At 73.6% G+C, this 12768-nt stretch carries 8 protein-coding genes; 3 read left to right on the top strand and 5 right to left on the bottom strand.

Annotated features, from left to right (window positions below):
* Positions 1-87: 87 nt before the first annotated feature.
* From FHS22_RS02860 to deoC, 3 genes are all read right to left on the bottom strand, one after another.
* Positions 88-951 carry an aldehyde dehydrogenase family protein gene (locus FHS22_RS02860; RefSeq protein WP_184938059.1) on the bottom strand — a complete coding sequence of 288 codons (864 nt, stop codon included), beginning with the start codon at positions 949-951 and terminating at the stop codon, positions 88-90.
* Positions 952-1133: 182 nt separating this feature from the next.
* Positions 1134-2558 carry an aldehyde dehydrogenase family protein gene (locus FHS22_RS02855; protein ID WP_184938057.1) on the bottom strand — a complete coding sequence of 475 codons (1425 nt, stop codon included), beginning with the start codon at positions 2556-2558 and terminating at the stop codon, positions 1134-1136.
* A 2-nt stretch (positions 2559-2560) separates the two neighbouring features.
* Positions 2561-3517: a deoxyribose-phosphate aldolase gene (gene deoC / locus FHS22_RS02850; protein ID WP_184938055.1), complete on the bottom strand. Its 957-nt coding sequence runs from the start codon at positions 3515-3517 to the stop codon at positions 2561-2563.
* 310 nt (positions 3518-3827) lie between these two features.
* Between deoC and FHS22_RS02845 the strand changes: the two genes are divergently transcribed.
* The 3 genes from FHS22_RS02845 to FHS22_RS02835 all read left to right on the top strand — a co-directional run bounded on the left by FHS22_RS02845 (position 3828) and on the right by FHS22_RS02835 (position 10697).
* On the top strand, positions 3828-3995 hold the full coding sequence (locus FHS22_RS02845) for a hypothetical protein (protein ID WP_184938053.1): 168 nt from the start codon (positions 3828-3830) through the stop codon (positions 3993-3995).
* A gap of 121 nt (positions 3996-4116) precedes the next feature.
* Positions 4117-6990 carry a helix-turn-helix transcriptional regulator gene (locus FHS22_RS02840; protein ID WP_338047562.1) on the top strand — a complete coding sequence of 958 codons (2874 nt, stop codon included), beginning with the start codon at positions 4117-4119 and terminating at the stop codon, positions 6988-6990.
* Between the two features lie 80 nt (positions 6991-7070).
* On the top strand, positions 7071-10697 hold the full coding sequence (locus FHS22_RS02835; RefSeq protein WP_184938049.1) for a response regulator: 3627 nt from the start codon (positions 7071-7073) through the stop codon (positions 10695-10697).
* Positions 10698-10779: 82 nt separating this feature from the next.
* Here FHS22_RS02835 and FHS22_RS02830 read toward each other — a convergent pair whose 3' ends face one another.
* Positions 10780-11349, bottom strand: a complete 570-nt coding sequence (locus tag FHS22_RS02830; protein ID WP_221473092.1) for a TMEM165/GDT1 family protein — start codon at positions 11347-11349, stop codon at positions 10780-10782.
* Between the two features lie 314 nt (positions 11350-11663).
* On the bottom strand, positions 11664-12704 hold the full coding sequence (locus FHS22_RS02825; RefSeq protein ID WP_184938044.1) for a UDP-N-acetylmuramate dehydrogenase: 1041 nt from the start codon (positions 12702-12704) through the stop codon (positions 11664-11666).
* Between the last annotated feature and the right edge of the window lie 64 nt (positions 12705-12768).

Genomic DNA, 12768 nt, shown 5'->3' with positions numbered 1-12768 from the left:
GCCGTCGGCTCAACTCCCGGCCCATCCGGCCGACCCTCCGAAAGGAACGCCCCGCCCCGGCTCCATGAGCGAGGCGGGGCGGGGAGATCAGAACCCGGTGGGGTGCCAGACGGTCTTGGTCTCCAGGAAGGCCGTCATCCGCTTGAGGCCCGGATCGGCGGACCAGTCGGGCGCGGACGGGCGCAGGACCCGCTTGAGGTTCTCCGCCGCGGCCTGCTCGCACGCGACCGCCAGGTCGTCGTCGGCGACGCCGGTCAGGTCGACGGCGTTGACGTCCATGTGCGCGGCCAGCCAGGGGGCGATCTCCTTCACCGAGCCGGTGAGGACGTTCACCACCCCGCCGGGCAGGTCCGAGGTGGCGAGCACCTCGGCCAGCGTGATCGAGGGCAGCGGGGCCCGCTCGCTCGCGACCACGACGCACGTGTTGCCGGTGACGATCACCGGGGCGACCACCGAGACGAGCCCGAGCAGCGGGTCGGCCGGGGCGACCACCGCGACGACGCCGGTCGGCTCGGGGGTGGAGATGTTGAAGTACGGCCCGGCGACCGGGTTGGCCGCCCCGGCGACCGAGGTGATCTTGTCCGACCACCCGGCGTACCAGACCAGCCGGTCGACGGCCGCGTCCACGGCGTCCCCGGCCTTCTTGGCGCCCGCCTCGGTCAGCTCGGCGACGAACTGCGCCCGGCGGCCCTCCAGCATCTCGGCGATCCGGTAGAGGATCTGCCCCCGGTTGTAGGCGGTCGCGCCGGACCAGCCGGGGAAGGCCTTGCGCGCGGCGGACACCGCGTCGCGGGCGTCCTTGCGGGAGGCCTTGGACGCGTTGGCCAGGAAGTCGCCCTTGGAGGAGGTCACCGCGTAGGACCTTCCGCTCTCCGAACGGGGGAACGCCCCGCCGATGTACAGCTTGTACGTCTTGCGCACGGCCAGCCGTACGGCCTCGGTCTTACTCATCTCCGCGCCCTCTCCACGTGCTCTGCTGCTGTGCCAGCCGTACCGGCACGAAGACCTGCCCGCAGCGGCTCACCCCGCACCGGTGGGCGAACCAGCCGCGCAGCGCCGGACGGCCGGCACGGGCGAAAGCGCGGCCACGGGTGCTCTGGGCCCGGCGGGCACGGCGTCCGGCCCCGCGATGGTCACACATCGAGATACGCCTCCAGCCCGTGCCGCCCGCCCTCCCGGCCGTAGCCGGACTCCTTGTAGCCGCCGAACGGGGAGGCCGGGTCGAACTTGTTGAAGGTGTTGGCCCAGACCACGCCGGCGCGGAGCCGGTCGGCCATCCACAGGATGCGCGAGCCCTTCTCCGTCCAGACCCCGGCCGACAGGCCGTACGGGGTGTTGTTGGCCTTCTCCACGGCCTCCGCCGGGGTGCGGAAGGTCAGCACGGCCAGGACGGGGCCGAAGACCTCGTCCCGGGCGATCCGGTGCGACTGGGCGACGCCCGTGAAGACCGTCGGCGGGAACCAGAAGCCCCGCTCGGGCAGCGTGCACGCCGGAGACCAGCGCTCGGCGCCCTCGGCCTCACCGATGTCGGACAGCTCGCGGACCCGGGCGAGCTGCTCGGCGGAGTTGATCGCGCCGATGTCGGTGTTCTTGTCCAGCGGGTCGCCGAGCCGGAGCCTGGACAGCCGGCGCTTGAGCGACTCCAGCAGTTCTTCGGCGATCGACTCCTGGACCAGCAGCCGGGAGCCCGCGCAGCAGACGTGGCCCTGGTTGAAGAAGATGCCGTCGACGATGCCCTCGACGGCCTGGTCGATCGCCGCGTCGTCGAAGATGACGTTGGCGGCCTTGCCGCCCAGCTCCAGCGTGACCTTCTTGCCGGTGCCCGCGACGCTGCGCGCGATGAGGCGGCCGACCTCGGTGGAGCCGGTGAAGGCGACCTTGTTCACGTCGGGGTGGTTCACCACGGCCGCGCCGGTCTCCCCGGCGCCGGTCACGATGTTCACCACGCCGGGCGGCAGGTCGGCCTGGCGGCAGATCTCGGCGAACAGCAGCGCGGTCAGCGGCGTGGTCTCCGCGGGCTTGAGCACCACCGTGTTGCCGCAGGCCAGCGCGGGGGCGATCTTCCAGGCGAGCATGAGCAGCGGGAAGTTCCACGGGATGACCTGGCCGGCCACGCCCAGCGGCTTCGGGGCCGGGCCGTACCCGGCGTAGCCGAGTTTGTCGGCCCAGCCCGCGTAGTAGAAGAAGTGCGCGGCGACCAGTGGCAGGTCCACGTCGCGCGACTCGCGGATCGGCTTGCCGTTGTCCAGCGTCTCCAGCACCGCCAGCTCGCGCGAGCGCTCCTGGATGATGCGGGCGATCCGGAACAGGTACTTGGCCCGCTCGGAGCCGGGCATCGCCGACCAGGCGCCGAACGCCTTGCGCGCGGCCTGGACGGCGCGGTCCACGTCGGCCTGGGAGGCGGCGGCCACCTCGGCCAGCGCCTCCTCGGTCGCGGGGTTGACCGTCTTGAAGGACGTGCCCGCGCCGTCGACGAACTCGCCGTCGATGAACAGGCCGTAGGACGGCTTGATGTCGACGACGTCGCGGGACTCGGGTGCCGGTGCGTATTCGAACATCGTCAGTCCAGGGTGAAGTAGTCGGGGCCCGCGTACCGGCCGGTGGCCAGCTTCTGGCGCTGCATCAGCAGGTCGTTGAGCAGGGTGGAGGCGCCCAGCCGGAACCAGTCGGGGTCCAGCCAGCCCTCGCCGACGGTCTCGTTGACCAGGACGAGCATCTTGATCGCGTCCTTGGTGGTCCGGATGCCGCCCGCGGGCTTCACGCCGACCTTGCGGCCGGTCGCCGCGAGGAAGTCGCGGACCGCCTCCAGCATGATCAGGGTCACCGGCAGGGTCGCGGCGGGCTGGACCTTTCCGGTGGAGGTCTTGATGAAGTCGCCCCCGGCCAGCATGGCCAGCCAGGAGGCGCGCCGCACGTTGTCGTAGGTCGCGAGCTCGCCGGTCTCCAGGATCACCTTCAGGTGCGCGCCGTGCTCGTCTCCGGGACGGGCGCAGGCGGCCTTGATCGCGGCGATCTCCTCGTAGACCTTCAGGTAGTCGCCCGCGAGGAACGCGCCCCGGTCGATCACCATGTCGATCTCGTCGGCCCCGGCGGCCACCGCGAGCGCGGTGTCGGCGACCTTGACCTCCAGGGAGGACCGGCCGCTCGGGAAGGCGGTCGCGACGCTGGCGACCTTCACGCCGGAGCCGCCGAGCGCCTCCACGGCCAGGCCCACCAGGTCGGGGTAGACGCAGACCGCGGCCACCTTGGGCACGGACGGGTCACTCGGGTCGGGGTGGGCGGCCTTGGCGCACATCGCGCGGACCTTGCCGGGCGTGTCCGCGCCCTCCAGGGTCGTCAGGTCCACCATGCGGATGGCCAGGTCGATGGCCTCCGCCTTGGCGGTGGTCTTGATCGACCGGGTGCCGAGCATCTTGGCCCGCTGGTCGGCGCCCACCCGGTCGACACCGGGCAGGCCGTGCAGGAAGGCCCGCAGCGTGGCGCCGGAGGCGGCCACGTCAGCGAGCGGAGTAGTCATAGTTGACACCACACCAGCATGCCGACAGGCGTGATTAGTTCCAAACTGGACGTGGCCGAGTCCTCTCACAGCTTTTCGTCAACATTCGCCGAGTCCGGCCCGTCGCCCGGCGGGGGACACGGCCCGCCGGAGCCCGGGGAGCCCGGTACGGAGGTGTCCTAGGCCGTTCCCGGCGGCGGTGGGACCGTCCTAGGTACCTTCCGGCCGGCGGGCGCCCCGGAGATAGGGCATCCGTCCGATGCGGGGTGGGGGGCCTTAGGACGAATCTTGAGTGTGTAAGGAAATCGCACCGCTCAAGGAGGCACCCGAAATGGGTCCGGACATCCACTTCGACCTGATGGTCACCCGTACCGCCGAGCTTCGCGCCGAGGCGGCCGAGCACCGCATGGCCCGCGAGGCCGTGGAGGCCAGGAAGAGCCGCTCCGGCGAGACCCGCCGCCGGGGGCTGGGCCTCTTCCGCAAGACCACCACGGCATGACGCTGACACGAGAGCCCGGCCGCCCCCTCCCGCCCGGCCGGGCATCTCAGCCCCCCTAGCCTCCCGGCACCACCGAATAAGAGGGAGAAACCCACACATAAGGCGTGACATGCTGGACGACATGATGGGTCGGGCGGCGGTGAGCCCCGTCTTCGTGGGGCGGGAGGCGGAACTCGCGGGTCTGGGGGAGTCCTTCGAGCAGGCGCGCAAGAACGCCGCGGCGGCCGTGCTGCTCGGGGGCGAGGCCGGGGTCGGCAAGACCCGGCTGGTCACGTGCTTCGCCGAGCGTGCCTCCGCCGACGGCGCGCACGTGCTGACCGGCGGCTGCGTGGAGCTCTCCACCGAGGGCCTGGCCTACGCCCCCTTCACCGCGGTGCTCCGCCAGCTCGTCCGCGAGCAGGGCTCCGACGAGGTGGCGGCCCTGCTGCCCGACGGCGCCGCCCGCGATCTGGCCCGCCTCCTGCCCGAGTTCGGCGAGCCCGGCGGCGACGCGGAGAGCGAGACCGCCCGCGCCCGCCTGTTCGAGCAGATCCTCACCCTTCTGGAACGGCTGGCCGAGCGCCGCCCGGTCGTCCTGGTCATCGAGGACATCCACTGGGCCGACCGGTCCAGCCGCGACCTGATCGCCTTCCTCAGCCGCAATCTCCGCACCGCGCCGGTCCTGATGGTCCTCACCTACCGCTCCGACGACCTGCACCGCCAGCACCCGCTCCGGCCGGTGCTCGCCGAACTCGGCCGGGTGGACGGAGTCCTCCGGCTGGACCTGCCCCGGCTCACCCGCGACGAGGTGGCCGCGCAGATGGCCGGCATCCTCGGCACCACCCCGGAGTTCGCCAAGGTCGGCAGGGTCTACGAGCGCAGCGAGGGGATCCCGCTGTTCGTCGAGGCGCTGCTCGACTGCGACGGCGAGTGCGCCTTCCCCGACTCCCTGCACGACCTGATCATCGGCTCCGTGGAGCAGCTCCCCGACGAGACCCAGCGCGTGCTGCGCGTCGCCGCCGCCGGCGGCATCCGGGTCGGCCACGCCCTGCTCTCCGCGGTCACCGGCCTGTCCGACCCCGACCTGGAGGACGCGCTCCGGCCCGCCGTCGCGGCCAACGTGCTCCAGGTCGCCGACGGCCGGGCCTACGTCTTCCGGCACGCGCTGATCCGCGAGGCCGTACACGACGAGCTCCTGCCCGGCGAGCACGTGCGGATGCACGCCCGCTTCGCGGAGGAGATCGAGAAGGACCGCACCCTGGTCCCGCCCGGCCGGGCCGCCATCGAGATCGCCCACCACTGGTACTCCGCCCGCGACGATCTGTGGGCCCTCGTCTCCGCCTGGCAGGCCGCGCAGAAGGCCGCCAAGACCTTCGCCTACACCGAGAAGGTCCAGCTCCTGGAACGGGTGCTCACCCTGTGGGGCAAGGTCCCCGACGCGGAGGCGCGGATCGGCGCGGACTACACCACGGTGCTGGAGCAGGCCTCGGAGGCCGCCTACGCCTCCGGAGAGAACGACCGGGGGATGAAGTTCGTCAAGGCCGCCCTGGCCGAGCTGGACGAGACGGCCGAGCCCGAACGGGTGGCCGAGCTGGTCGTGCGGCTCTCGCAGCTCAAGATCTCCAAGCGGCGGCCGGGCGCGCTCGGCGACCTCCGCCACGCCGAACGGCTGGTGCCCGAGCCGGGCCTGGCCCGCGCCCGGGTGCTGGCGCGGCTCGGCTCCTACCTCATGTTCCAGGGCGAGGTCACCGAGGGCACGTCGCTCACCCGGGAGGCGCTGGACATAGCCCGCGCGCACGGGGAGGAGGCCCTGGAGGCCGACCTGCTGCTCAACCTCGCCGTCGGCCACTCGATCACCGGGGACATGGAGCGGACCGTCGCGGTCAACGAGACCGCCCTGGCGATCGGCGAGCGGCTGGGCTCCGGCCGGATCTTCCTGCGCGCCCTGGCCAACAACGTGGACGCGCTGAACAACCTGGGCCGCTCCGCCGAGGCCGTGGAGCGCGCGCTCGAAGGGGAGCGGCTGGCCAAGCGGTACGGCCTCTACCGCGTCCACGGCACCTTCATCGCCAACAACCGCGCCGAGGCGCTGGAGTCCCTGGGCCGCTTCGACGAGGCCGCCGCGGCGGCCGAGCACGCCCTCGCCATGGACCCCACCCTGCGCACCCGGCACCACCTGCGCCGGATCCGCGCGGACGTGGCGGCCGCCCGCGGCGAGACGGACCTGCTCAGGTCCGTCCTGGCCGAGGTGGACGCCTTCACCGCGGAGGAGGAGTTCACCCAGGAGCTGACCGCCAACGACCGGCTCAGGATGGCCCTCCACCTGCTGGAGGGCGAGCCGCCGGCCGCGCTGGACGTGGCCGAGCGGGTCGAGGTCGACACAGGGATCATGAACAAGCCGCAGCTCGGCTGGCGGCTGCTCTCGGTGGTCGCCGGCGTCTGCGACGCCGCCGCCGCCGTCGCCCCCGAGCGGGCGGCGGCCCTGCGCGCCCGGACCGGGGAGGCCGCCGCCGCGATGACGACGGACAACCCGGTCTCCGAGGCGTACCGGCTCGGTCTCACCGGCGACCACGACGCCGCGGCCGCCGCCTGGGAGCGGCTGGACCGCCCCTTCCCGCGGGCCGTCTCGCTGCTCCAGGCGGCACGCGCCGCCGCCGCCGCGGGCGACCGCGAGGGCGTCGCCGTACGGCTGCGCACCGCCCACCCGGTGGCCCTCGCGCTCGCGGCCCGACCGCTGGCCGCCGAGATCGAGGCCCTGGCCCGGCGGACCGGGACCGCTCTCTCCCCGGCGGACGCCCAGAGCCCGGAGACCCCGGGCGCCCCGGCGCTCACCCCGCGCGAGCAGGAGGTGCTCCGGCTCGTCGCGCAGGGGCGCTCGAACCGGGACATCGCCGCCGAGCTGTTCATCTCCGCCAAGACGGTGAGCGTGCACGTCTCGAACATCCTGGGCAAGCTCGGCGTCTCCACGCGCGGCGAGGCCGCCGCGGCCGCCCACCGCCTCGCCCTGATCGGCTGACCTCCCGGCCCGAACCGGACGCGGGCGGGCGTTCCGGGTTTCCTTCAGCCCCGCAGGCCTCTGCCGATGGAGAAGCCTGTATGGCTACTCATCGGGCACCCGGCCCCCGACCGGGCAGACGGCTCCTTCCCGCCTGGCTGGCGGGCGCCCTGGTGACGCCGCTGGTGGTGCTGCCGGTGGTGCGGGCGGTGCAGGCCTCGACCGACGATCTCGCGGTGGTCGCCGCGGGCTCCCTGGTGATGGCCGCGCTCGCGCTGGTCCATCTCCTCGCCTCGGCCGGCGGCCCCCTCACCGAGGCCTCCGTGCGGAGGGCGCTGCGCCGCTCGGTCCTGCGGCTGTGCGCCGCGGTCACGGTCCTGGGGCTGCTGCCGCTGGCGGGACTGGCCTACCTGTCCGTACGCGAGGACACCGGCACCGTGCGAGCCGAGGTCGAACGGCGGCTGGTGACCAGCGTCGACGTCAGCGTCGCCTACGTCGGGGACCAGCTGGCGACGCTGCGGGAGCTCGTCGGCTCCTACGCGGACCGGCGGCTGCTGAGGAAGGCCGTCTCCGCGGCGCCGGACGGGCTCGCGGGTTCCGGCCGGCCGGAGATCGACCGGCACGTGGCCGAGCTCACGTCGCGCGACCCGGCGTTCGCCGGCGCCTGGGTGCTGGACGCGGCGGGCACGCTGCTCTCCTCCGTCCCCTCCCAGCCCGCGGCCGCCGGAACGGACTTCTCCTCCCACGACTACGTCCAGGGTGTGCTGCGCACCGGCGAGCCGTACGTGTCGGACGCCTTCACGACCGCGCTGCCGGGCGGCCCCCGCGTGGTGGCCATCGCCGCGCCGGTGACGGACGGCGGACGGGTCGTCGGAGTGCTCGCCGCGGGCTACCGGCTGGAGGCGCTGGAGTCCTTCACCGACCGGCTCGCCGACGTGCAGAAGGTGCGGCTGAAGCTGACGGACCGGCGCGGCACGCTGCTGGCCGGTGTCACCGGCGACGGCTCAGGCCTGTCCTCGGGTGCCGGCGACGAACACGTCGCGGCCGCCCTGGCCGGATCCAGCGGCACCGGCCGGAGCACGGAGAACGGCGTCGAACTGGACGCCGCCTACCAGCCCGTTCCCGGCCTGGACTGGGCCGCGGTCGCGGAGGTACCGACCCGCGAGGCCTTCGCGGGCACCGACCGGTTCGCCGGGCGGACGCTGGCCGTGACCCTGTCCCTGGCGCAGATGCTGCTGGCCGGGCTGGTGCTGGCGGCGTACACCGACCGGCGCCGGCGCGTCGCCGAGGCGGTCCTGGCCCACCGGGAGGAGCAGGTCAGCGCCATCCTGGACGCGGCCGGCGACGCGTTCGTCTCGGTCGACGGCACCGGCCGGATCAACCGGTGGAACTCCCAGGCGGAGGCGGTCTTCGGCCGGCCGGTCGAGCAGGCGCTGGGCAGGCCGCTGACCGAGCTGATGGCTCCCGGCCCGCAGCGGGACGCGCACGCCGCCGCCTTCGCCCGGGTGCCCACCGGCGGCGGGCCCCACCTGCTCAACCGGCGGATGGAGGTGCAGGCCCTCCGCCGTGACGGCACCGCCTTCCCCGCCGAGGTCACCGCGTGGACGTCCTCGGCAGGCGGTCACACGACCTTCAGCGCGTTCGTCCGGGACATCACCGAGCGCAGGCGCCAGGAGGCCGAGCTCGCCGCGGCCCGGGACGAGGCCCTGGCCGCGTCGAGGATGAAGTCGGAGTTCGTCGCCAACATGAGCCACGAGATCCGGACCCCGATGAACGGCGTCATCGGCCTGACCAGCCTGCTGCTGGACACCCGCCTCGACGCCCGGCAGCGGGACTACCTGACCACGGTGCAGAGCTCCGCCGACGCCCTGCTCAACGTCATCAACGACATCCTCGACTTCTCCAAGATCGAGGCGGGGAAGCTCGAGATCGACCCGGTCGACTTCGACGTGCGGGCGCTCGCCGAGGACGTGGTCAGCCTGCTGGCCGCCGGCGCGCAGGCCAAGGGACTGGAGATCGCCGCGGTGGTGCATCCGGCGATCCCGCCCGCGGTCCGCGGCGACGCCCACCGCATCCGCCAGGTGCTGACCAACCTGGTCTCCAACGCCGTCAAGTTCACCGAGCGCGGCGAGATCGTCGTCGAGGTCGGCGTCGGCCCCGCCGAGGGCGAGGACCGGATCCGGCAGGTGCACATCAGCGTCGCCGACACCGGCGTCGGCATCCCCGCCGACCGGCAGGCCGGCCTGTTCGACGCCTTCACCCAGGTCGACGCCTCCACCACCCGGCGGTACGGCGGCACCGGCCTCGGCCTGACCATCAGCCGGCAGCTCGTCGAGCTGATGGGCGGGACGATCGGGCTGACCAGCCGGCCCGGCCACGGCAGCCGGTTCCACTTCACCCTGTCCCTGCCCGACGCGGCGGCGCCGTCGGTCACGCCGCCCCCTCCCGCCGACCTGGCCGGGGTGCGGGTGCTCGTCGTCGACGACAACCGCACCAACCGCACCGTGGTCCACGACCTGCTCACCAGCTGGGGCATGCGGGCGCACAGCTCGCCGGACGCCCACGACGCCCTCGCCGTCCTGCGCGACGCCGCCGGCTCGGGCGACCCGTTCGGCGTCGCCCTGCTGGACATGCACATGCCCGGCTTCGACGGGCTGCAGCTGGCCCGGGCCGTCGCCGCCGACCCCTCCGTCAACGGCGTCCGGCTGGCCATGCTGACCTCCACCAACCAGGCGGGCGAGGCGCAGGCCGCCCGCGCGTGCGGCATCGAGGTCTACCTGACCAAGCCGGTGCGCGCCGCCCAGCTGCGCGCCGCGCTGCTCCAGCTGCTCGGCCGCGCGCCCGACGCCGACGCCCCGGAGCCGGTCGCGGACCCGGGAACGGCCTCGGCCGACGACCGCGCCGGGAACGGCATGCGGATCCTGGTGGCCGAGGACAACGAGGTCAACCAGCAGGTCGTCACCGCGATGCTCGCCCGTCTCGGGTACGCCGCCGACGTCGCCGGCGACGGCGAGAAGGCGCTGCGCCTGCTGCGGGCGGGGCACTACGACGCCGTGCTCATGGACTGCCAGATGCCCCGTCTCGACGGGTTCCAGGCCACCGAGCGGATCCGGCGGCTTCCCGCGCCGCTGAACGCCGTCCCGGTCGTCGCCCTGACCGCCTCGGCGCTGGCCTCCGACGAGCAGCGCTGCCTGGCCGCCGGCATGGACGCCTTCCTCGCCAAGCCGCTGCGCGGGCAGGAGCTCGACGCCGTCCTGCGCACGGTCCTGCGCTCCGGCACCGGCCCGGCCGGGTCTCCGGACGGCCCTGCGGCGCCCGCCGCCGCGGCCGGTCCTCCGGAGGCGGTGGCGCCCGCGGCCGCCTCCGGGCGGCTGGACTCCCCCGAGGCCCTGCTCGACCCCGGCATCCTCGACGAGCTGCGCGAGATGGGTCCCTCGTTCGTCGAACGCATCCTGCCCTCCTACCTGCGGAACACCGCGGCCGCGGCCGTCGCGATCACCGCCGCCGCGGCCCGCAACGACATGAGGGAACTGGCCAGACTCGCGCACAAGCTGCGGGGGAGCAGCGGCTCCTTCGCCGGGCGGCGCCTCTCCGCCACCTGCACCGCACTGGAGCAGGCCGCCCTCGACGGCGACGTCGGCGGCGTCACCGCCCTGGCCGGCGTCGTCGCCCACCAGGCCGACGCGACCTGCCGCGCCCTGCGCACCGCGCTGGCCGCGGAGGGCTGATCCCGGGGCCCGGCGCCGGGAAACGGCTGCGGGCCCCCGGGGCCGCACGAGGCCGGGCCAGGTCAGGCCAGGTCAGGCCAGGTCAGGCGAGCAGCGGCTCGGCGAGCAGGAGCACGCCGAAGACGGCGAACGCGGCGGCGGCGCCGTACCGGATGACCTTCTCCGGCAGGTTCCTGCCCAGCAGGCGTCCGACCGCGATGGCCAGCGCGTCGGCGGCGACCATGCCGACCGTCGAACCGATCCACGTGCCGAACCAGCCGTGCTGGGTGGCCAGGGTGATGGTGGCGAGCATGGTCTTGTCACCGAGCTCGGCGAGGAAGAAGGCGACGGTCACGGCGATGACCGCCGAACGGGTGGTGCGCTTCGCCTTCTGCGCCTCCTCCTCGGTCAGCTCGTCTCCGCGCAGCGTCCAGAGCGCGAACCCCAGGAATGCGACACCGGCGGCGACCGAGATGGCGGTGGTCGGCAGGAAGTCCCCCATCAGACCGCCGAGGCCGACGCTGACGAGATGGACCACCGCGGTGGCCAGGGTGATGCCGGCCAGGACCGGCCACGGCTTGAACCGGGTGGCGAAGGTCATCGCCATGAGCTGGCTCTTGTCGCCGAGCTCGGCGACGAAGATCACAGCAAGACTGATCCAGAACGCTTCCAACGGGGTCGCCCTTCGTGTGCATGCGACCGGGCCGGAAGGGGCACCCGGGGAGTCTCGGGCACGGCTTCGGCCCGGCGGCATTTTCGGTATGCCTGCCAGGCCGAAGGTCTCGTCCGCCTGTCGCCGGGAAGAAGCGTCTTCACCGGGAACGAGGCCCGCGCGACCGGGCGCGCGAGGGCGCCAGTATGTCGATCACGCGATTGGGACTACTCCCCTTCGGGTGTTTCCACCAGACCCTAACATCCGCGCCGGGCTGCTCATTCCCGTCGTCTCCCGTCGTCTCCCGCCCCGCCCGGAGCCGGGACGCCGCCGCACTACAGCCGGACGCCGACCATCACGGGCTCGTTGACCAGCGTCACGCCGAACTTCTCACGCACCCCGTCGCGGACCTCGCGGGCCAGGCCGAGGAGGTCCTCGGTGGCCGCCGCGAGCTCGGGGTTGGTCATGGCGAGGGTGTGCTTGGTGGAGATCCTCACCGGGCCGCGCCGGTAGCCCTTGGGGAACCCCGCGTTCTCTATCAGCCAGGCGGCGGGGACCTTCACCCCGCCCCCGCCGGGCATGTCCCACCGGGGGAAGCCGGGGGCGCGCAGCTCCAGCTCGGCCGCCTGCTCCGCGGTCAGGACCGGGTTGGTGAAGAACGAGCCCGCGCTCCGGGTGTCCGGATCGGCGGCGTCCAGGACCATGCCCTTGCCCGCGCGCAGCTCCAGGACCGCCTGCCGGGCCTCGGCGAGCGGCACCCGGGCCCCGGGCTCCACGCCGAGCCGTACGGCCAGCTCCTTGTAGGCGACCGGGCCGGAGAGCCCGTCCCGGGGCAGCTCGTAGGTGACCGAGAGGACGACATGGCGCTCGGGCGCCTGCTTGAAGGCGCTGTGGCGGTAGGCGAAGCCGCACTCCCTGGCGCCGAGGTCGCGCACCTGGCGGGTCGTCCGGTCGTAGACCCGCACCGCGGTGATCGTCTGGGAGACGTCCTGTCCGTAGGCCCCGACGTTCTGGATCGGGGTGGAGCCGACCAGGCCGGGGATGCCCGAGAGGCACTCGATCCCGGAGCGCCGCTCCGCCACGGCCTGCCCGGTCAGCGTGTCCCAGTCCTCCCCCGCCTGCGCGGTGACCAGGTCGCCGTCGATCTCGATCCCCCGCGACGCGACCCGCACCACGAGCCCCTCGAACCCGTCGTCGGAGACGACCAGGTTGCTCCCGCCGCCGAGCACGAGCACCGGCTCGCCCACCCGGTCGGCCGCGGCGACCAGCTCGACGATCTCCTCGGCCGAGGAGGCCTCCACGAACGCCCCGGCCGGGCCGCCCAGCCCCAACGTCGTGTACGGCGCCAGCCGTACCCCTGCCACCCGCTCTGCCATGCCACGTCCTCGGGGGTCGATCCGAAATCCGCCGACCACCCTATGCGGCGTGCACCGGCACCGG

Origin of the sequence: Thiemannella venezuelensis (assembly GCF_014203605.1) — a bacterium.
Lineage (GTDB): Bacteria > Actinomycetota > Actinomycetes > Streptosporangiales > Streptosporangiaceae > Planomonospora_A > Planomonospora_A venezuelensis.
This window is presented reverse-complemented; position numbering and strand designations above follow the sequence as displayed.

Coding starts and splice junctions, on each gene's coding strand:
- FHS22_RS02860 (WP_184938059.1), bottom strand. CDS start 951: ATGAGTAAGACCGAGGCCGTACGGCTGGCCGTGCGCAAGACGTACAAG.
- FHS22_RS02825 (WP_184938044.1), bottom strand. CDS start 12,704: ATGGCAGAGCGGGTGGCAGGGGTACGGCTGGCGCCGTACACGACGTTG.
- FHS22_RS02840 (WP_338047562.1), top strand. CDS start 4,117: ATGATGGGTCGGGCGGCGGTGAGCCCCGTCTTCGTGGGGCGGGAGGCG.
- deoC (WP_184938055.1), bottom strand. CDS start 3,517: ATGACTACTCCGCTCGCTGACGTGGCCGCCTCCGGCGCCACGCTGCGG.
- FHS22_RS02845 (WP_184938053.1), top strand. CDS start 3,828: ATGGGTCCGGACATCCACTTCGACCTGATGGTCACCCGTACCGCCGAG.
- FHS22_RS02835 (WP_184938049.1), top strand. CDS start 7,071: ATGGCTACTCATCGGGCACCCGGCCCCCGACCGGGCAGACGGCTCCTT.
- FHS22_RS02855 (WP_184938057.1), bottom strand. CDS start 2,558: ATGTTCGAATACGCACCGGCACCCGAGTCCCGCGACGTCGTCGACATC.